Genomic DNA, 18,477 nt, shown 5'->3' with positions numbered 1-18,477 from the left:
GGCAGGACGGCCTGTCGAGGCCTCCCGCCGGCCGCATCAGCGGCAGACCGGCTCGCCGAGCTTCAGGGCGAATGTGCGCGGCCCGACCGCCGGCGCACCGACCGGCTTGGGCGCATCGACGACCGTGACGCGCAGGCGGCATGTTGCGGTCGCAACCTCGTAGCCGTCGCCGGCGCCGGCCGTCACCGATATGATGGGGCCGCTCGCCTGGAGCGCGGCGGCGACGCCCTCGTCAGCCATGATGGCCTTCATCTCCGTTACGCGCTGCCAATAGGGCGACAGCACCGCGAACGCCGGGGTGCAGGCAAGGCCGAACATCGTCGCCGAAACCGCCGCGGCAACGGTCGCCCGCCTCGCGGCCCCTCCCCGCGACCAGCGCGGGAAACCCTGGAGATCGGTGTCGCCCAAGCCTTCCTCCCGAGATCATGTTCCGTTTCGGCCGGAATGCGCTCCGGCCGTCCGCCAGCCCCCAGCCGAAGCCCGATGCCGGAACGTCCGGCAGCGGGCCTGGGCCGGACCGTCGTCACACCAAGAGTGACAGCGGCTTCTCGATGGCGCCCTTCAGGGCCTGACCGAGCTCGGCACCGAGCGCGCCGTCGACGGCGCGGTGATCGGTCGAGAGCGTGAGGGTCATCTGGGTCGCGATCGCGAGCTGGCCGCCGCGCACCACGGCCCGCTGCTCGCCCGCGCCCACCGCCAGGATGGTGGCGTGCGGCGGGTTGACGATCGCCGCGAAGTCCTTGACCCCGAACATGCCGAGATTGGAGATCGCGGTGGTGCCGCCCTGATATTCCTCGGGCTTCAGCTTCTTGGCACGGGCGCGGCCGGCGAGGTCCTTCATCTCGTTGGAGATGGCCGACAGCGACTTCTGGTCGGCATTGCGCACCACCGGCGTGATCAGGCCGCCCGGCAGCGACACGGCGACGCCGATATCGACCACCTTGTGCTTCAGCATCCCGCCTTCGGTCCACGTCACGTTGGCTTCCGGCACCGCCTTCAGCGCAACCGCCATCGCCTTGATGACGAAGTCGTTGACCGACACCTTGTAGGCCGGCTTGCCGTCGACCGAGGGCGCAGCCTCGTTGATCTCGGCACGCAGCTTGAGGAGCGCGTCGAGGTCGACGTCGAGGCTGAGATAGAAGTGCGGCACCGTCAGCTTGGATTCGAGCAGGCGGCGGGCGATGACCTTGCGCATGCCATCGTGAGGCACGACGTCATAGCTGCCCGGCTGGAACAGCTTCAGCACCGCCTCGTCCGAGGCACCGGCCGGCAGGCTCGGCGCCGGGGCCGGCGCGGCGGCGGGGGCCGGAGCGGCGGCGGCCGGCTTGGCGGCTCCGCCGGCGGCGGCAGCCTCCACGTCGGTCTTCACGATGCGGCCGTGCGGACCGGAGCCCTTGATGGCGGCGAGATCGAGGCCCTTTTCCTTGGCGATGCGGCGGGCCAACGGCGAGGCGAACAGACGCTCGCCTGCGGACGCCGCGGCGGGGGCCGCAGGCGCGGCCGGGGCCGGAGCAGCGGCGGCGGCAGGAGCAGCGGCGGCGGCAGGAGCGGCCGCTGTGGGAGCAGCCGCCGGCGCGGGGGCCGCGGCGGGCGCGGCCTGGACCGGCGCCGCGGCGGAGATCGCCGAAGCGTCCTCGCCCTCGCCCAGAAGAACCGCGATGCGGGCGTTGACCGCCACGTCCTGGGTGCCTTCCGGCACCAGGATCTCGCCGACGGTCCCCTCGTCGACCGCCTCGACCTCCATGGTCGCCTTGTCGGTCTCGATCTCGGCGATCACGTCGCCGGATTTCACCGTGTCGCCCTTCTTCACATGCCACTTGGCAAGGTTGCCCTTTTCCATCGTGGGCGAGAGGGCCGGCATCAGAATGTCGATGGGCATCGTCTTCCCCCTCAGGCTCCTGAGAGCCGAGCTGTCGACCCGTGGCGAACGCGCCGTGCGGAAGGCGGGACGAGCGCCCCGGCATCGGCGCCGCGCCGCGCGCCGGCGGCGCGGGCGGGTCTCATTGATTCATCCATGGCCTCGTCCCGGCCATCGCCCGGGCCTCCCCCGTCGTGCCTGACGCACCGCGGGGAGAGAGCCGGCGGGCCGTGGAACGGCGACCTCTCGTCGTCTCGCATCCGGCAACGGATGCGCGGAAACGAAGGCGGGCCGGAACCGGCCCGCCTCGTGTTCGATCAGCGGTAGGTGACGGCCTTGGCCGCCTCGATCACGTCGGCGACGGTCGGCAGTGCCAGCTTCTCGAGGTTCGCGGCATAGGGCATCGGAACGTCCTTGCCCGTGACCTTCAGAACCGGCGCATCGAGCCAGTCGAACGCCTTGACCATGATCTGGGAGGCGAGCTCCGAACCGATCGAGCACACCGGCCAACCCTCTTCCACCGTCACCGCGCGGCCGGTCTTCTTGACCGAGGCGAGCACGGTGTCGATGTCGAGCGGACGGATGGTGCGCAGATCGATCACTTCCGCGTCGATGCCCAGACCCTTCAGCTCTTCCGCCGCCTTCAGGGCATAGGTCATGCCGATGCCGAACGAGACGATGGTGAGGTCGGTGCCGGACTTCGCGACCCGCGCCTTGCCGATCGGCAGCACGAAATCGTCGAGCTTCGGAACCTCGAAGGCATGGCCGTAGAGAATCTCGTTCTCCAGGAACACCACCGGGTTCGGATCGCGGATCGCCGCCTTCAGCAGGCCCTTGGCGTCGGCGGCCGAATAGGGCTGCACGACGCGAAGGCCCGGGATCTGGGCGTACCAGGCCGCATAATCCTGGCTGTGCTGGGCCGCCACGCGCGCCGCCGCCCCGTTCGGGCCGCGGAACACGATCGGACAGGTCACCTGGCCACCGGACATGTAGTGCGTCTTGGCGGCGGAGTTGATGATCTGGTCGATCGCCTGCATGGCGAAGTTGAACGTCATGAATTCGACGATCGGCTTCAGCCCGTTGAACGCGGCACCGACGGCGACGCCGGTGAAGCCGTGCTCGGTGATCGGCGTATCGATCACGCGGCGCGGGCCGAATTCCTGCAGCAGGCCCTGGGTGATCTTGTAGGCGCCCTGATACTCGGCGACCTCCTCACCCATGACGAAGACGTCCTCGTCGCGGCGCATCTCCTCGGCCATCGCGTCGCGCAGGGCTTCGCGCACGGTCTGCGAGACGAACTCCGTGCCGGCGGGAATCTCCGGGTCGGAGGCGACGGCGGGAGCTTTCGGCGCGGCCGGAACGCTCGCAGGCGCCTGGGCAGGCTCGGCGACCGAAGCCGGCGCGGGCGCCGGGGCGGGTTCGGCAGGCTTCGAGGCGGCGCTCGCGGCAGCCGCGCCGGCATCCTCGCCCTCGCCCGCCAGGATCGCGATCGCCGTGTTCACCTTCACGCCCTCGGTACCCGCGGGGATCAGGATCTTGGCGATGGTGCCCTCGTCGACAGCCTCGACCTCCATGGTCGCCTTGTCGGTCTCGATCTCGGCGATGACGTCACCGGACTTGACCGTGTCGCCTTCCTGCTTGAGCCACTTGGCGAGCTTGCCCTCCTCCATCGTCGGGGAGAGGGCGGGCATCAGAATATCAATCGGCATGTCCGTCCCCGTCCTCAGCGATAGATGTCGGTCCAGAGTTCGGACGCATCCGGCTCGGGATTGGACTGGGCGAATTCGGCCGCCTCGTTGACGATGTCGCGGATTTCCTTGTCGATCGCCTTGAGATCGTCCTCGGTCGCCCACTTGGCCTCGATCAGGCGGTTGCGGACCTGCTCGATCGGATCGTGCTCGGTCCGCATCTTCTGGACCTCTTCCTTCGAGCGGTACTTCGCCGGGTCCGACATCGAATGGCCGCGATAGCGGTAGGTCAGCATCTCGAGGATGTAGGGCCCCTCGCCGTCGCGGGCATGGGCCACTGCACGGTCGGCCGCAGCCTTGACGGCGCGCACGTCCATGCCGTCCACGGCCTCGCCGGGAATGTCGAACGAACGGCCGCGATGGGCGAGATCGGTCGTCGACGACGCCCGCTGCACGCTCGTGCCCATGCCGTAGTGGTTGTTCTCGATGATGTAGACGACCGGCAGCTTCCACAGCTTCGCGATGTTGAAGCTCTCGTAGACCTGGCCCTGGTTGGACGCGCCGTCACCGAAATAGGCGAGCGAGACCTTGCCGTCGTTGCGGTAGTGATTGGCGAAGGCGAGACCGGTGCCGAGCGAGACCTGCGCGCCGACGATGCCGTGGCCGCCGAAGAAGCCCTTCTCGACCGAGAACATGTGCATCGAGCCGCCCTTGCCCTTGGAGTAGCCTCCGCGGCGGCCGGTCAGCTCGGCCATGACGCCCTTCGGATCCATCCGGCAGGCGAGCATGTGCCCGTGGTCGCGATAGCCTGTGATGACCTGATCACCCGGCTTCAGCGCGAGCTGCATGCCGACGACCACGGCCTCCTGGCCGATATAGAGATGGCAGAAGCCGCCGATGAAGCCCATGCCGTAGAGCTGGCCGGCCTTTTCCTCGAAGCGGCGAATGAGGAGCATGTCGCGATACGCGCCGAGCTCCGTCTCCTTGTCGAACTCCGCGATCCGGGGCGGATCGTTCGGAATCGCGGAGGTTGTGGACGAGTCCGGCGCAGGGGCCGATTTCTTCGTCGATTTGACTACGTCTTCCTTGGCGGCGGCTGGCTTCGCGGGGGATTTACCAGCACCGCGGCCACGGTGGGGCGGGGTCGCCCCTGCCCGCGTCGTCGTCTTGGCTACGGCCATGAACTACCTCTCCGAGCGTCCCTCCCGAGGGCGCCCGGCCACATTAACGGAGCCGCCCGAGCAATCAAGGCCGCTGCCGCGCATAGCTGCTTCGCCTATTCGACATTATTCCAGGATGCCGCAGTGCAGCGCGAATGATAGGCTTAAAGGCCGGCCGTATTGGCCGCGCCCGCGACTTTGCCGACGCTCGGCCGAAGAATCACGATTTCGTCGGGCTGGACCATGTTGAGCTGCGCGCGGGCACGCTCGTCTACGAGATCGGGATCGATCGCATCGGCGCGCATCAGCTTGACGCGCTGCTCAAGCCGCTCGCGCTCTCCGCGCACTTCGGCCAACTGCTCCCTCAGATGTCCCGCTTCCACCTCGATCTGCTCGCGGGCGCGGATGCCGAGATCGCCGGTGACCGTGTGATAGGCGAAGTAGCACCCGATCGCGATCGAAAGGGCGGGAACCATCAGATGCCGCAGAAAGGACCGCTTGCGATGACGGGTGGTCATGGGATGAACAATCCGGGAGCCGCATTGGCTGGCAACGCACCGATTCGGCGACCATAGGGAGCGACCGCTTAACGTTTCGTTGCGGCCGCCGGTCCGCCGGTCCGTGCGACCGCGTCGATCGCCACCGTACCGTTCGGGACATCCGGCCCAGAACGCGAAAGGCGGCCACGAGGGCCGCCTTTCTCTTTTATGTCCATCGGGCCGCTGTGTCGGCGCCGGTCCGCAAGAGGGGCCGCGCCGGCCGGGGGCCGGCGCCTCAGCCGAGCTTCGCCAGCGCCTTCAGGGCGCCGATGCCGGCATATTCGCCCTGGGGCCCAAGTTCGCCCTCGATGCGCAGCAGCTGGTTGTACTTGGCGAGCCGGTCGGAACGGGCGAGCGAGCCGGTCTTGATCTGACCGCAGTTGGTGGCGACCGCCAGGTCAGCGATGGTCGCGTCCTCGGTCTCGCCGGAGCGATGGGACATCACGGCCCGGTAGCCGGCCTTGTGGGCGGTTTCCACCGCGTCGAGCGTCTCGGTCAGGGTGCCGATCTGGTTGACCTTCACGAGGATGGCGTTCGCCGTGTCGGTGGCGATGCCCCGCTTCAGGCGCTCGGTATTGGTGACGAACAGGTCGTCGCCGACGAGCTGGATCTTGGACCCGAGCCGGTCGGTCAGGAGCTTCCAGCCCTCCCAGTCGTCCTCGGCCATGCCGTCCTCGATGGTGACGATCGGATAGGCGGCGACGAGCTCTGCGAGGTAATCCACCATCTTGGCCGAGTCGAGGGTGCGGCCCTCGCCCTCCAGAACGTAGGCGCCGTTCTTGTAGAACTCCGTCGACGCCGAATCGAGGCCGATGAACACCTCGCTGCCGGGCTTGTAGCCGGCCTTCTCGATCGCCTTCGCGATGAAGTCGAGCGCGGCGGTGGCCGACGGCAGGTTCGGGGCGAAGCCGCCCTCGTCGCCGACATTGGTGTTGTGGCCGGCGTCCTTGAGGGCCTTCTTCAGGGTGTGGAAGATCTCGGTGCCCGCCCGCAGCGCGTCGGTGAACGACGGCAGGCCGGCCGGCAGGATCATGAATTCCTGGAAGTCGATCGGGTTGTCGGCGTGCACGCCGCCGTTGATAATGTTCATCATCGGGGTCGGCAGCACCCGGGCATTGGCGCCGCCCACATAGCGGTAGAGCGGCAGGCCGGCGGCCTCGGCGGCGGCCTTGGCGACCGCGAGCGAGACGCCGAGGATGGCGTTGGCGCCGAGCCGGCTCTTGTTCGGCGTGCCGTCGAGCTCGATCATGGTGCGGTCGAGCGCGATCTGGTCCTCGGCCTCGCGGCCGCCGATCGCGTCGAAGATCTCGCCGTTCACGGCCTCGACCGCCTTGGAAACGCCCTTGCCGAGCCACTCCGAACCGCCGTCGCGCAGTTCCACCGCCTCGTGGGCACCGGTCGAGGCGCCGGAGGGCACGGCGGCCCGGCCGAACGAGCCGTCCTCGAGCACGACATCCACTTCCACGGTGGGATTGCCGCGGCTGTCCAGGATCTGACGGCCGATGATATCGACGATGGCGGTCATGGAGTTCTCCTCAGGGACGCCTTCCGGCGTCGGGCGGGGCGCTTGAAAGGCCTGCGGCCTCATGAAACCGGGACCGCCGGCGGGCGGCGGCACGCCATCCATTAGCCGATCGCACGGGGCGACGCCAGAACCCCGCCGCCGTGTCGCGTCTTACATGCGGGGCGGCGGAGAATGCCGACGGACGTTGCGATGCCGCCGGAACGATCCGCCGCCCGGCCCGTTGTCGGGAGCCGTCCGGCCGGGATAACGGCGCTGCCGTCGGCCCCCCGTCGTGTGCGCGGGAGCCCGCCGCCCGCCTTGAAGGGGAAACGGGGCTAAGGTAGTGGTCACGCGAACGAGGCCGCCGATCCTGTCCACGGTCCGCCCGGCAACGCACGTCGACATAACCCGAATTCTGGGAGAAGCCGCCATGACACCGACGCCGACGACACCGACGCCGATCCGCAAGGCGATCATTCCGGTCGCCGGCCTCGGTACGCGCTTCCTGCCGGCGACGAAGTCGATGCCGAAGGAAATGCTGACCGTGGTCGACCGGCCGGTCATCCAATACGTGTTCGACGAGGCGCGCGCGGCCGGCATCGAGCACATCGTGTTCGTCACCGGGCGCAACAAGGGCGTGATCGAGGACCATTTCGACATCGCCTACGAACTCGAGGAAACCCTCCAGCGCCGCCGCAAGACCGACGTGCTGCGCACCGTCGTCGCCGCCCGCCCGAAGCCGGGCGAGACCAGCTTCACCCGCCAGCAGGAGCCCCTCGGCCTCGGTCACGCCGTGTGGTGCGCGCGCGACATCGTCGGCCACGAGCCGTTCGCCCTGCTGCTGCCGGACGTGCTGATCAAGGGTGAGCGCGGCTGCCTGTCGCAGATGATGGACGTCTACAACCGCCATGGCGGCAACGTCATCGCCGTCGAGGAAGTCCCGCACGACAAGGTCGACCAGTACGGCGTCGTCGAGATCGGCGAAGGCACCGATCCCGTCTATACGGTGACCGGAATGGTGGAGAAGCCGAAGGCGAGCGAGGCCCCCTCCAACCTCATCATCACCGGCCGCTATATTCTCCAGCCGGAAATCTTCGATCTCCTGTCGCGCGGCGGCGTCGGTGCCGGCGGTGAAATCCAGCTCACCGATTCCATGCGCCCCCTGATGAACCTCCAGCCGTTCCGCGCCCTGCGCTTTACCGGCAAGACCTACGATTGCGGCTCGAAGGTCGGCTTCCTCGCCGCCAACGTCGCCTACGCGCTCGACCGGCCGGATATCGCCGGCGAATTCCGCACCGCGGTGCAGTCCCTGCTCGGCGAGCTCGCGGAAAGCTGATCCCACCTTCGCGGGCAGAGGGCCGGCTCGCGCCGTGGACAGCGGCGCGCGCTTGGGCCATCCTCCCGCCGGACACCAACTGCGGCCGCTATGCCCGAGATGCCGTCAACCGGAATTCTTCGACCATGATCATGCTGCCCTTCGCGCGCCGTTGCGTCATCGCAGCCGCGCTTCTGTCGATGGCCCCCGCCGCCTGGGCGCAGGAAGCTCCGGCGCCGGCCGCTCCAGCGGCGGAAAGCCAGGGCCAGGCAGCTCCGCCGCCGGCAGCGGCGCCCGCGCAGCCTGCTCCGGCTGAACCTGCTCCCGCGCAGCCCGCTCCGGCTCCCGCCGCGGCGGCGCCCGCGCCCGAGAAGCCGAAGGCCCCGCCCTCGCCCGCGGCGCGCGCCGAATGCGCCTGGGCCGGCGAACGCATCATCGGCCTGCTGTGGCGCGACGATATCCGCACCGCCAACGACTTCCTGTCGCTCTATGACCGGTTCGAATGCCCGAGCGAGCACGTGCCGGTGGCGTTCGCCTGCCTCATCCGCGTCGGCGTCTCCAGCGAGCAGGGCGATCCCGGCCTGCCCCTGCGCTCCCGCGCCTGCTGGGCCGATCCGGCGCTCGATCCCGCCACGCTGAAGGTTCCGGCCGCCCCCGCCGAGGGCCAGAAGGCCGAGGAACAGAAGCCGGCGGAGCCGGGCGCGAGCGCGCCGAAGCCGGAACAGCCGGCCGAGCAGAAGGCCCAGTAAGCCTGAAGCCGCCGGCCGGGACCGGCGACGAGATCACAACAGGCGCTCCGGCATCCGCCGGGGCGCTTTTTTGTTGGCCTGCGTGCAACCGTTCCCGTTCATCTTTGTTCATATGCCGTTCAGGCGGAAAGTGGCATCAAGGCGCCGCATGGTTTTCTGCCCTCGTGCCGAGATCCGTGCGTCGTTGATCGGAGCGTCGCAATGCGGCCCTGACGTCTACCGGAAGTGGACGGAATGTCGCAATTTTCGGGTTCTGATTTACGGCGGCCAAACAAAGTTCCATCATAATACGTGCTCATCTGAATTGCCTGCCGCGCTCCTCCCGACATTCGACGCGCCGACGTGGTTCCCAAGCCGCGGACGGCGCCGGTGTGGGCGGCACGGGGGTGTCGTGAGCAGGCTGGTCGTGGCTCAAGGAGCGCTTTGCCGATGTCGATCGTCCGGACGATCCGGCGCACGGTACCCGTTGTTGCGGCGGCGGTGGTGTTGGCTGCCGCCGTGCACGCCGCAATATGGCTGGTCGGGGAGCAGAAGGTTTCCGCGCCCGACGTGAACGGCAAGCTCGAAAGCCTGTCTTTCGCGCCCTACAACGCTTCCGAGAATCCGGAAAAGGGAACCATCCTGTCCAAGGCGCGGCTGCGCGAGGACATGGAGGTGGTGGCGCCCTACACCAAGGCGATCCGCACCTACGCCGCCACCGGCGGCCTGGAGCAGGTGCCGGAGATCGCCAACGAATACGGCATCAAGGTCACCCAGGGCGCCTGGATATCGCCCGACGAGACCCGTAACGCGCTTGAGATCAAGAACGCACTCGATCTCGCGCGGCGCTACAACAACGTCCAAGCCCTCGTGATCGGTAACGAGACGGTGCTGCGCGGCGAGAAGACCGGCAAGGAGATGGCCGAGATCCTCCGCAAGGTGCGCGCCGAGAGCCCGGTTCCCGTCACCACCGGCGAAATCTGGTCGACCTGGCTCGAGCATCCCGAACTGGCCGCGAACGTCGATTTCATCGCGGCCCACATCCTGAGCTACTGGGAAGGCGTGCCCCGCGAGAAGGCGGTGCAGACCGCCATCGACGTCTACGAGAAGCTGCGCGCGGCCTTCCCCGGCAAGCACATCGTCGTCGCCGAGTTCGGCTGGCCCTCGGGCGGCTACAACATGAAGGGTGCCGATCCCGGCCCGGTCGCCCAAGCGGAAATCCTGCGCGACTTCGTCGCCCGCGCCCGCGACCACGGCATCGACTACAACATCATCGAGGCGTTCGATCAGGTCTGGAAGACCAACGAAGGCTCCGTAGGCGCCTACTGGGGCCTGTTCGATGCCGACCGCAAGCTGAAGTTCGACCTCGCCGGCGTCATCCGCGAGCCCAACAAGGAACGCATCGTCGGCGCCGCCCTGCTGGTCGGCACACTCCTCTCGCTGTTCGCGTTCGCACTGCGCCATCCGACGTTCTGGCAGGCGTTCCTCGTCGCCGGCGCGGCCCAGGGCATCGGCGCCTGGCTTGCCGTCACCATCGCCCACCCGCTGTCGCACTATCTCGTCGTCGGCAGCGCGATCATGTGGGTGGCCGGTCTGATCCTGCTGGTGCCGCTGGCCTTGCTGTCGCTCTCGCGCATCGAGGAAATCGCCGCCATCGCGCTCGGCCGCGGACCGGTGCGCCTGCTGCCCGACAAGATCAGCGCCCGCGCCTTCTCAGCGAGCCCGGTGCCGGATGCCTCCTCCCTCGCCGAGCTCGGCCTCACCGCCCAGCCCATGGTCTCGATCCACATCCCGGCCTATCGCGAGCCGCCGGAGATGCTGAAGCAGACGCTCGATTCAATCGCCAAGCTCGATTATCCGAACTTCGAGTGCGTCGTCGTCATCAACAACACCCCCGATCCGGCTTTCGTGACGCCGGTCGAGGAACACTGCCGCGCGCTCGGTTCCCGCTTCAAGTTCGTCAATGTCGAGAAGCTCACGGGCTTCAAGGCCGGCGCGCTGCGGGTGGCGCTGGAGCACACCGCCCCCCAGGCGGAAGTCATCGCCCTGCTCGATGCCGACTATGTCGTCGAGCCCGACTGGCTGAAGGATCTGGCGCCGCTGTTCTCCGATCCGCGGGTCGGCATCGTCCAGGCTCCGCAGGACCATCGTGACGGCGAACGCAGCCCGTTCCATGCGGTGCTCAACGCCGAATATGCCGGCTTCTTCGATATCGGCATGGTCGAGCGCAACGAAGCCAACGCCATCGTCGTCCACGGCACCATGTGCCTCATCCGGCGCCTCGCGCTGGAGGAAGCCGGCGGCTGGTCGAGCGACACCATCACCGAGGACACCGATCTCGGCCTCTCCATCATGGAGCACGGCTGGTCGGCGCACTATACCCGCCGCCGGTACGGCCAGGGCATGCTGCCGGACGACTACCGCTCGTTCATGGTGCAGCGTCACCGCTGGGCCTATGGCGGCTTCCAGATCGCCAGGAAGCACTGGCTGCGCTTCCGCCCGGGCAGGACCGCGCTCACCGCCACCCAGCGCACTCAGTTCATGCTGGGCTGGCTGAACTGGATGGGCGCGGAAACCCTCGGCGTCGCCGCAGCCTTCCTCAACCTGCTCTGGGTGCCCGTGGTCGCGTTTGCCGGCATCGCGCTGCCGGATTCGGTGCTGACGCTGCCGGTCGTGGTGGTGTTCCTTATCAACATCATCCACTTCTCGCTGCTCTACCGGCTGCGTGTGCGGCTGCCGTTCCGCCATGCGCTCGGCGCCGGCGTCGCGGCCATGAGCCTGCAGTTCACCATCGCCCGGGCCGTCACGCTCGGCATGTTCAAGGACTCGCTGCCGTTCCTGCGCACCGACAAGGGCGCGGGCGGCAAGAAGCCGGTCGGCGCCTTCCCCGCGAAGTGGGAGGCCGTCATCGGCAGCCTGCTCGTGCTCGGTTCCGCGCTCCTGATCGCCACCAACAAGGACCAGGTCCGCGAGATCTACGTGTTCGCGGCGGTGCTTATCGTCCAGGCGCTGCCGTTCCTTGCGACCGTCGGCATGGCTCTGTTCGAGCGGCGCGTCATGGTTTCGCTCGCCGGCTCCGCCGCCCCGGCTGCGCCGGAGGTCGCCGCCACGGTGGAAATGCCGGTGACCGTCCAGACCGGATCGACGCCCGCCCTGCCCTCGATCACCGCCTCGCCCTCCGCCTGAGGGCCGGCACGGCCTGAATTTGAAAAGCCGGCGGCGCCCGCGCCCGCCGGCTTTTTCACGTCCGGCCCGCGCGCCGCACGGGCATCGCGCCTTTACGTTGCAGCGCGGTAAAGCACGGCGAATATTCGCTTTCCACCATCCCGGCGCGAACGCTGCGGACGTTCCTGACGCGGCTCTCACATCAGTTTGAAGCCATCCGGCAGCGTCTCCGGCGAAGTGCTCGCCGTCTCACGGCATGGAACAGCGCCGCCAAATCCGATTGACCAACAGTTCAAGAGAAGAAACCGAAGCAATCGCGCGCTGACGGACGCTGCCCGACGGCGGCGCCGGCTACGGCCGAGGTCTGTTGACTTGACCGCAAAGGATCGTCATTTGTTCTAGTCGCGATTGTGTTTTCGGCCATGCCTTGTTCCACTCCCTGCGGAGAAACGGTCCAAGCCAACCGCAGAAATCGCAGACCCGCCGGTCTCGGCCGCAAGGCAGGGCCGGCATCAGGACGACCCGACCAGGAGACGACGATGGCTACCGGGACCGTAAAGTGGTTCAACGCCCAGAAGGGATACGGCTTCATTCAGCCGAGCGACGGCTCGCGCGATGTTTTCGTGCATATCACGGCTTTGCAGCGGGCCGGATTGGCGAACCTCATCGAGGGCCAGAAAGTAACCTACGAACTGGTGACCGAGCGCGGCAAGACTTCGGCCGGTAATCTGCGCGTCGGCTGATTTCCGCCGCGCTTGCCGGATCGAGAGGGGGGCGCGACCGTGAGGTTGCGTACCGACAAGATATCGCATTCGGAATTCTGATCTGACGTCTTGGATCGCCGGCCGGCCTTCTCGTCACGGGACGAGAGCCGGCCGTTTTTATGGCGCGGCCGTGCGATGTGGCGACGCACGCCGAGGACGATCCGCAGCTTGACGGCGGGACCGCCGCCTGAAGCAAATCCCGTTCAGATTGAACCCGATCTGAACGACAAGGACAGGCTCAAGCTTTTGAAATTGAAGCGATTTCTTGTTGATCTGACGATTTGATCAGATCGGAAAGCGCTCTGGCCACGTCCCGTCAGATCCAGACGGCTTCGCCGGCCTGGAAGCGGAAGATGCGGTCCTGCGGCACGGGCCGGACCGGAATGTCGGCCGACGGCATCGGGAACAGCAACCCTTCGAGCACGCGCTGGACCCCGCCGTGGGCAACTACCACGGCATCGCGGTCGATGCCGGCGAGCCAGCCCCTGATGCGGTCGGACAGCATGGCGTAGCTTTCGCCCTCAGGCGGCACGAACCCCCACTTGTCGGCCTTGCGCGCGGCATGGCCTGCCGGATCGCGCACCTTGATCTCGTCGAGGGTGTGGCCTTCCCACTGCCCGAAGGTGACTTCGCGCAGCCTGTCGTCGACCGCGTAGTCGAGGGGATCGAGGCCGAGCCCGCGTCGCACGATCTCCATGGTCTCGCGCGAGCGCCCGAGCGGCGAGGCGATCCAGACGAAGGCCGCCGGATCGAGACCCGCCGTCGCGAAGTGCTCCGCGAGCGCCTGCCCGTTGCGCGCCGCCTGGGTGCGGCCGAAATCGTTCAGCGGAATGTCGCGCTGGCCCTGAAGACGGCCCTCCGCGTTCCAGTCCGTCTGGCCGTGGCGGATGTGATAGAGCGTCGTGACAAGCATGGGATCTCCCGGCCCGAAGCGCCCATCCGCCAGAGCGAGCCCTCTGGCGGCCGGAAGGGCCATCCCGGGTTCCGTCATTCAGGCGTCTCATGCCGTCCGCAGCCCGCGACCCGGGGATAAGCTCCCGACCGGCGGCGGGCGCGAGACCGCGAGGCGCCGGGGATTATTCCTTCACGACCGAGATATCGGGCGCATCGACCGCCTTCATGCCGACGACGTGATAGCCCGCATCGACATGATGGATCTCGCCGGTGACGCCGCGGCCGAGGGGCGACAGCAGGTAGAGCGCGGAATCGCCCACGTCTTCGATGGTCACCGTCCGCCGAAGCGGCGCGTTGTACTCGTTCCACTTGAGGATATAGCGGAAATCGCCGATGCCGGAGGCCGCGAGCGTCTTGATCGGGCCGGCCGACAGCGCGTTGACGCGGATCGCCTTCGGGCCGAGATCGGCGGCGAGATAGCGCACGCTCGCCTCGAGGCCGGCCTTGGCGACGCCCATCACGTTGTAGTGGGGCATCACCTTCTCGGCACCGTAATAGGTGAGCGTCAGGATCGAGCCGCCCTCGGTCATCAGCTTCTCGGCGCGCTGGGTCACGGCGACCAGCGAATAGACCGAGATCTGCATGGTACGGGCGAAGTTGTCGGCCGAGGTGTCGACATAGCGGCCGTCGAGTTCTTCCTTGTCGGAGAAAGCGATGGCGTGGACGAGGAAGTCGAGCCGGCCCCAGGTCTTCTCGAGATCGGCGAACACCGCATCGATGGAGGCCGCGTCGGTGACGTCGCAATGGCCGGCCACATGGGCGCCGAGTTCCGCGGCCAGCGGCTCGACGCGCTTGCGCAGCGCATCGCCCTGATAGGTCAACGCGAGTTCGGCGCCGTGGGCACGCACCGCCTTCGCGATGCCCCAGGCGATCGAGCGGTTGTTCGCGACGCCCATGATCAGGCCGCGCTTGCCGCTCATCAGCCCCTGCGTTTCAACCATCGTCACACTCTATCCCAATTTCGTATCCGCAGCGGATCGGCCTCCTATGGCACAGCGCCGGATGCCCTTCAAGCCATTGCGCCGATTGAGGGGACGAACGCGGCCATCGGAGCCGCAGGGTGTCATAAAAGCCGCGGCTGCCGGTCGTCCTCCTCCACGGCCCTGCGCGGCGTCGGCGCGGGTCCCGCCGGGGTCGTCAGGTCGGCATCGTCGTTCTTCACGGCGTTGACGCGGGTATCGACCGCGATGGCCGTGAAGAAGTCGTCGTTGACTGGACGCACCAGCCCGGCAGCCTCGCGGCCGTCGACGTGGCGGCAGTCGAGCCAGGCGGCGAAGCGGTCGGGCGGGATCACCGCGGGCATCCGGTCGTGGATCGCCGACATCATGGCGTTGGCGGCCGTCGTCAGGATCACACCGGTCTCGTGAATGCCGCCATCCGGATCGACCCATTCCTCCCACAACCCGGCGAGACCGACCACGCCGCCGGCGGAAGGGCGGATCAGGAACGGCTGCCGGGCACCGCCGGCCTGCCGCGCCCATTCATAGAACCCGCTCGCGGGGATAAGGCAGCGACGATGGCGCATGGCGCCGCGGAAGGTCGGCTTCTCCAGGACCGTCTCGGAGCGGGCATTGATCGGCTTCGGGAACGCAGACGGATCCTTGACCCAGCCGGGGACAAGACCCCAGCGCACCAGTTCGAGCCGGCGGCGGCCGTGCTCCTCGCGGACGACGGCGATCGGCTGGCCGGGGGCAATGTTGTAGCGCGGCGGGAACGGCGCGAAGCCGTCGACGTCGAACATCCGCGCGACATCGTCGGGGGTCACATCAAGCACGAAGCGGCCGCACATGGTCCCGCTTCCCGCTGTTCCATCGCGCGCTCATGCGCGCCCGGTGCGCGCCCCGTGCGCGCCTCAAGTCAGCCGAAGAGCGCCCAGAGCGCGCGTCCGAGCACCGCGAGACCGAACACGAACAGAAGACCGCCAGCCACCCGGTTGATGCGCTCCAGCCAGGCATCGTTCATGCGGCCGCGCAGCATGGTGACGAGCCCGGCGATCAGAAGCCACCACGACGACGAACCGATGATGAGCCCGGCGACCAGCGTCAGCGCGCCGAGCCAGTCGCCCGGCGCCGGGGCGAGATCGCCGAGGCCGCCGAACAGGGCGATGAAGCCCAGCACCGCCCCGGGATTGGTGATGGTCATCACGAACGCGGTGGCGAGGCCGGAGATGAAACCGGATTGCCCGCCGTTGGCACCCTCGTCGAGATGGGGATGGGCCCGCATGATGCGCCAGCCGAACCAGAACAGCACCACCGCGCCGATCATCTGCACGGTGACGGCATGGGACGACACGAAGTCCGAGACCGCGGTCACGCCGAAGGCGGCCATCGAGGCGTAGAGCGCATCGGCAACAACGGCGCCCAGTCCCGCCAGCCAGCCCGCGAACAGACCGCGGCGGAAGGTGCGCTGAATCACCATGATGTTGACGGGGCCGACGGGAGCCGTCGTCGCGACCCCGATCGCTGCGCCAATGCCGAGCAAGCCGAAATCGGTCAAGTCACCATCCCTGCACGATCGTCAGCCGAGCCTGCGCCGTGCCCGCCGGGGCGGAATTCTGCCATCCGCGCCTCCGATTCCCGACGAAGTTCCCCCAATCCCGCTGGATGCCATAAGCGATGGCTTGGAGGATCACAACGGCCCACCGCAAAAAATCGGGCTTCTCGCGCGCGGTCGCGACGATAAAATAGGCCGAGTCCCATGCCGCCCGATGCGGCTCCGGCCATCCCGGGGGCGAGCGCGCCGAGCCGTCCGGGCTTGACGACAACGCCCTCCTCGCAATCAGGCTCCATCATGCTTTCATTCTCCGTCGGCCGTGTTGTCGGTCTCGCGCTGGCGCTGGGAATGGTGCCTGCCTCTGCCCTCGCCGATCCCGCCGCGGCCCGGATGGTGCCGGACACTGCGCTGGTGCGCGTCGCCGCGGTCGATTCCGCCGCCCCGGCGACGCTGCCCGGATCGAGCCTCGACCCCATGCCGAGCGTGGACCACCCCGGCCTGACCGGCGGGCCGCAGCCCCCGGCTTCCGAGCCTTCCGCCCTGCCGGAGACCAGCCCGCCGACAGCGCCGCAGGGCGACAAGGCCACGCCGGACGCCTCGTCGGCACCCCAAGGCGAGACGGCGCCGGCCTCGCCCGGCACCTCGGAGCCCCCCTCGGATGGGACGTCGCCTGCCGGCGCCCAGCCGCCCGTCGCGACTCCGCCCACGACGGACGCGCCATCGGCCGATGCCCCCGCCGGAGGCACACCCGCTCCGGCCGGATCGAGCCCGGACGCTTCGGACCCGGGCGCTTCGGCTCCCACCTCCCCTGCCCCGGCTTCGCCTTCCTCCGTGTCGCCCTCTCCGGCGACGCCGGACGCCACGCAGCCGTCGCCGGCACCCGACACCGCGCCGCAGGATCCGGGGGGCGAGACCGACGCGCCGCCGCCGCCCGCCCCGCCGGCCGATTCCGGCGCGGACAACGGGCCGCTGCCGGAAATCCACTATGGCGTCGAGGGCCTTCCCGAGCCGGTGCGGAAGATGCGGCAGGCGATCATCGACGCCGCGCGCACCGGAGACATCGAGAAGCTGCGGCCGGTGTTCGCCATGAGCAAGACGCCGCCGGAACTGTCGAAGGAGCCCTACAAGGACCCGATCACCTATCTGAAGGAAACTTCCGGCGACGAGAACGGCCGCGAGATCCTCGCCATTCTGCTCGATCTGCTCGACGCGGGCTGGGTGCACGACGGCGCCGGCACGCCGGACGAGATGTATGTCTGGCCCTATTTCTCGGAGATTCCGGTCGACCGGCTTACGCCGCCGCAGGAGGTGGAGTTGCTGCGCGTGCTGACGGCCTCGGATGTCGACGAAATGCGCGCCTACGCCGCCTATCTGTTCTACAAGATCGGCATCGCGCCCGACGGCACCTGGCGCTTCTTCATGATCGCCGACGACGGGAATTGAGCGGCGGGCACGCCGGCCCGGCCTGAACTGGGCTTCGTTCTAAGGCTTGTGGGGATTCACCGCGAGTTGATGACGGCAGCGGCGAGGTAGATCATGGCCTCGAAGCTGCGGTCGGTTTTGCAAGCGCGCATGGCGATGCGCTTGAATTCCTTGAGTTTGCAGAAGAAGTTTTCGATGAGGTGACGCCATTTGTACATCTCGGTGTCGAGCGGGATGGGAATGGCGCGGCGGGGGTGCTGTGAGATCACGATCTTTGCGCCACGCTCGTTGAGTTCGGCGATGATCTCGTTGCTGTCGAAGGCCTTGTCCGCAAGCAAGGCACCGAACTCGACGCCCTTGATTAGCGGGGCGACACCGACGGTGTCGAAACGATGACCGGGCATGAGCTGAAACCGCACGAGGTTGCCCAAGGCGTCGGTCAGCGCCAGGATCTTGGTCGTCATGCCGCCTTTGGAACGGCCAATGGCCTGGCTCTGAGTCCCCCTTTTGCGCCCTGGCCGTGCCGGTGAACCTTGACGATGGTGGCGTCGACCATGGCGTATTCCATGTCGGGCTCCTCCGTCAGCGCATCGAAAATCCGCTTGAAAACATCGGCTTCTCGCCAATCGCGGAACCGCCGGAACGCCGTGCTCCAGTTGCCGAACGTGGCTGGAAGGTCACGCCACGGACTGCCCGTGCGGACAATCCACAGCACCGCCTCCAGGAACAGCCGGTTGTTTGCGCCGCTACGCCCAGGGTCCGTCGGCTTGCCCAGACAATGCGGTTCCATCTTCGCCCATTGGGCGTCCGTCAGTACGAAGCGATCCATCCAAAGCGTGAATCACATCTACGCCAAATTGGGAATCCCAAATCCCCACAAGCCTTAG

Annotated in this window: 15 protein-coding genes and 1 pseudogene; 5 read left to right on the top strand and 11 right to left on the bottom strand. The window is 67.8% G+C overall.

All coding sequences use genetic code 11. From position 1 onward, the window contains the following. Window positions 1-36: 36 nt before the first annotated feature. From BUF17_RS21320 to eno, 6 genes are all read right to left on the bottom strand, one after another. Complete coding sequence (locus tag BUF17_RS21320) at window positions 37-408, bottom strand: hypothetical protein (RefSeq protein WP_073632593.1); 372 nt, start codon at window positions 406-408, stop codon at window positions 37-39. A 115-nt stretch (window positions 409-523) separates the two neighbouring features. Next, window positions 524-1,879, bottom strand: a complete 1,356-nt coding sequence (locus BUF17_RS21315; RefSeq protein ID WP_073632591.1) for a pyruvate dehydrogenase complex dihydrolipoamide acetyltransferase — start codon at window positions 1,877-1,879, stop codon at window positions 524-526. A gap of 296 nt (window positions 1,880-2,175) precedes the next feature. Then, window positions 2,176-3,567: a pyruvate dehydrogenase complex E1 component subunit beta gene (locus tag BUF17_RS21310; protein WP_073632588.1), complete on the bottom strand. Its 1,392-nt coding sequence runs from the start codon at window positions 3,565-3,567 to the stop codon at window positions 2,176-2,178. Window positions 3,568-3,581: 14 nt separating this feature from the next. Continuing rightward, the gene (gene pdhA / locus BUF17_RS21305; protein ID WP_084565075.1) at window positions 3,582-4,727 is read right to left on the bottom strand and encodes a pyruvate dehydrogenase (acetyl-transferring) E1 component subunit alpha; all 1,146 of its coding nucleotides are present in this window, start codon (window positions 4,725-4,727) and stop codon (window positions 3,582-3,584) included. 143 nt (window positions 4,728-4,870) lie between these two features. After that, window positions 4,871-5,224 (bottom strand): FtsB family cell division protein, encoded by a 354-nt coding sequence (locus BUF17_RS21300; protein WP_073632586.1) that lies wholly within the window; start codon window positions 5,222-5,224, stop codon window positions 4,871-4,873. A 256-nt stretch (window positions 5,225-5,480) separates the two neighbouring features. Next, window positions 5,481-6,770 carry a phosphopyruvate hydratase gene (gene eno, locus BUF17_RS21295; RefSeq protein ID WP_073632584.1) on the bottom strand — a complete coding sequence of 430 codons (1,290 nt, stop codon included), beginning with the start codon at window positions 6,768-6,770 and terminating at the stop codon, window positions 5,481-5,483. A 409-nt stretch (window positions 6,771-7,179) separates the two neighbouring features. On the opposite strand from eno, the gene galU reads away from it, so the two are divergent. The 4 genes from galU (at window position 7,180) to BUF17_RS21275 (ending at window position 12,700) form a co-directional block, all read left to right on the top strand. Then, complete coding sequence (galU, locus tag BUF17_RS21290; RefSeq protein WP_073632581.1) at window positions 7,180-8,085, top strand: UTP--glucose-1-phosphate uridylyltransferase GalU; 906 nt, start codon at window positions 7,180-7,182, stop codon at window positions 8,083-8,085. A gap of 125 nt (window positions 8,086-8,210) precedes the next feature. Then, complete coding sequence (locus BUF17_RS23050; protein ID WP_073632579.1) at window positions 8,211-8,813, top strand: hypothetical protein; 603 nt, start codon at window positions 8,211-8,213, stop codon at window positions 8,811-8,813. Window positions 8,814-9,242: 429 nt separating this feature from the next. Continuing rightward, a complete protein-coding gene (locus tag BUF17_RS21280) occupies window positions 9,243-11,978 on the top strand; it encodes a glycosyltransferase (RefSeq protein WP_073632577.1) in 2,736 nt (911 codons plus the stop codon). A 518-nt stretch (window positions 11,979-12,496) separates the two neighbouring features. Continuing rightward, window positions 12,497-12,700, top strand: coding sequence for a cold-shock protein (locus BUF17_RS21275; RefSeq protein WP_073632575.1), 204 nt, complete (start codon window positions 12,497-12,499; stop codon window positions 12,698-12,700). A 337-nt stretch (window positions 12,701-13,037) separates the two neighbouring features. Here BUF17_RS21275 and BUF17_RS21270 read toward each other — a convergent pair whose 3' ends face one another. The 4 genes from BUF17_RS21270 to BUF17_RS21255 all read right to left on the bottom strand — a co-directional run bounded on the left by BUF17_RS21270 (window position 13,038) and on the right by BUF17_RS21255 (window position 16,171). Next, window positions 13,038-13,634: a histidine phosphatase family protein gene (locus BUF17_RS21270; protein ID WP_073632574.1), complete on the bottom strand. Its 597-nt coding sequence runs from the start codon at window positions 13,632-13,634 to the stop codon at window positions 13,038-13,040. Window positions 13,635-13,797: 163 nt separating this feature from the next. Then, the gene (gene fabI, locus BUF17_RS21265; protein WP_073632572.1) at window positions 13,798-14,616 is read right to left on the bottom strand and encodes an enoyl-ACP reductase FabI; all 819 of its coding nucleotides are present in this window, start codon (window positions 14,614-14,616) and stop codon (window positions 13,798-13,800) included. 122 nt (window positions 14,617-14,738) lie between these two features. After that, window positions 14,739-15,464, bottom strand: a complete 726-nt coding sequence (locus BUF17_RS21260) for an SOS response-associated peptidase (RefSeq protein WP_073632570.1) — start codon at window positions 15,462-15,464, stop codon at window positions 14,739-14,741. Window positions 15,465-15,532: 68 nt separating this feature from the next. Continuing rightward, on the bottom strand, window positions 15,533-16,171 hold the full coding sequence (locus BUF17_RS21255; protein ID WP_073632568.1) for a LysE family translocator: 639 nt from the start codon (window positions 16,169-16,171) through the stop codon (window positions 15,533-15,535). A 294-nt stretch (window positions 16,172-16,465) separates the two neighbouring features. On the opposite strand from BUF17_RS21255, the gene BUF17_RS22780 reads away from it, so the two are divergent. Continuing rightward, the gene (locus tag BUF17_RS22780) at window positions 16,466-17,611 is read left to right on the top strand and encodes a hypothetical protein (protein WP_139282636.1); all 1,146 of its coding nucleotides are present in this window, start codon (window positions 16,466-16,468) and stop codon (window positions 17,609-17,611) included. Window positions 17,612-17,667: 56 nt separating this feature from the next. Here the strand turns inward: BUF17_RS22780 and BUF17_RS22335 are convergent. Further along, a pseudogene (locus tag BUF17_RS22335) lies at window positions 17,668-18,380 on the bottom strand (IS5 family transposase). Window positions 18,381-18,477: the final 97 nt, after the last annotated feature.

It is taken from the genome of Pseudoxanthobacter soli DSM 19599, assembly GCF_900148505.1.
Classification (GTDB): domain Bacteria; phylum Pseudomonadota; class Alphaproteobacteria; order Rhizobiales; family Segnochrobactraceae; genus Pseudoxanthobacter; species Pseudoxanthobacter soli.
Note: the sequence above shows the minus strand (reverse complement) of the source record. Positions and strands in the feature narration are given on the sequence as shown.